Source organism: Vibrio splendidus, assembly GCF_002873455.1.
Classification (GTDB): domain Bacteria; phylum Pseudomonadota; class Gammaproteobacteria; order Enterobacterales; family Vibrionaceae; genus Vibrio; species Vibrio splendidus_J.
The window spans coordinates 1-1,258 of sequence record NZ_MCUN01000025.1 but is presented as its reverse complement, the minus strand read 5'-3'; the positions used below and the strand labels follow the sequence as shown (position 1 = coordinate 1,258).

The 1,258-nt window shown below is 43.2% G+C and carries 1 protein-coding gene; it reads right to left on the bottom strand.

The genetic code is table 11. The features are described 5' to 3' along the window. Positions 1–8 precede the first annotated feature (8 nt). Positions 9–1,186 (bottom strand): IS3 family transposase gene (locus BCU75_RS18365; RefSeq protein WP_102474680.1). Its coding sequence is split into 2 segments (ribosomal slippage): positions 9–928 and positions 928–1,186, totalling 1,179 coding nucleotides; the frame shifts between segments, so codons are not numbered across the junction. Positions 1,187–1,258: the final 72 nt, after the last annotated feature.

Here is a 1,258-nt window from a genome sequence, read left to right as displayed (position 1 = left end):
TGTAGTGGTCAACTAAAATTGGCCACGGTTTTAGAATTTTCCCAATATAATCGTTCTGATTCATTGGGAGTTAGACCACCGTTATACTGATGTGGTCTGAGTTGGCAGTAGTATCCGATAATGTAACGGGTGATCTCTTGTTGAGCCTCAGCGAAGCTACGATAACCCACAGTTGGCACCCATTCCGTTTTCAGACTTCTAAAGAAACGCTCCATCGGCGCATTATCCCAACAATTTCCTCGGCGAGATAAACTCTGTTTTATTTGAAAACGCCACAGCAATTGACGGTATTTACGGCTAGTATAATGACAGCCTTGATCGCTATGGAACATAACACCTTTAGGCTTACCACGTGACTCATAAGCCATCGAAAGAGCTTTGCCTGTTAGTTTAGAATCAGGTGATAGAGACATCGACCAACCAATCACTTTTCGGGCAAAAAGATCGATAACAACGGCTAAATACATCCACCGATTACCTGTCCAAATATACGTCACATCACCAGCCCAGACCTCATTTGGGGCGGTAACCGCAAACTGACGACCTAAGTGATTTGGAACGTCAATATGTTCTTGTGAAGCTTTTCGGTAACGATGTTTTGGCACTTGGCAACTCACTAAACCAAGCGTTCTCATAAGTTTTGTTGCTCGGTATCGGCTCAGCTTTACACCCTGATTTGTGACTATATCTGCAATGGTTCTCGCTCCCGCAGAGCTATTGCTTGCAGCGTGAGCCTCACTGACCAAGCTGCGCAATTTTACTGTTTCAGCGTTAATTACCGTTGGGCGTTTAAGCCAATAGTGATAACTACTTCGATGAACATTGAAGACTTCGCATAATGTTTTTACGCTGTAGCTCTGCTTGAGTTTCTTGATTATCAAGAATTGTTCAGTGAGTCCGACATCAACAGAGCCGTGGCTTTTTTTAATATTTCATTATGCTCTTCAAGGCGAGCCAACTTCTTTTTTAATTCCCGAATTTCTATTTGTTCAGGGGTCATCGGTGAAGCTTTCGGTGTTTTTCCTTGGCGCTCTTCTCTAAGCTGGCGAACCCACTTATCCATCGTGGACTTGCCCACATTCATGGCTTGGGCTGCTTCAGTCACTGAGTAATTTTGGTCTAGGACTAACTGAGCTGCTTCTAACTTAAATTCTGCGCTAAATAGTCGTCTTGTACGTTTTGTCATAGTGTCACCTGTTAACTTATGAGGTGATGATATCACCTCTAACTAAGTGACCAAATTCACTATGCCACTACA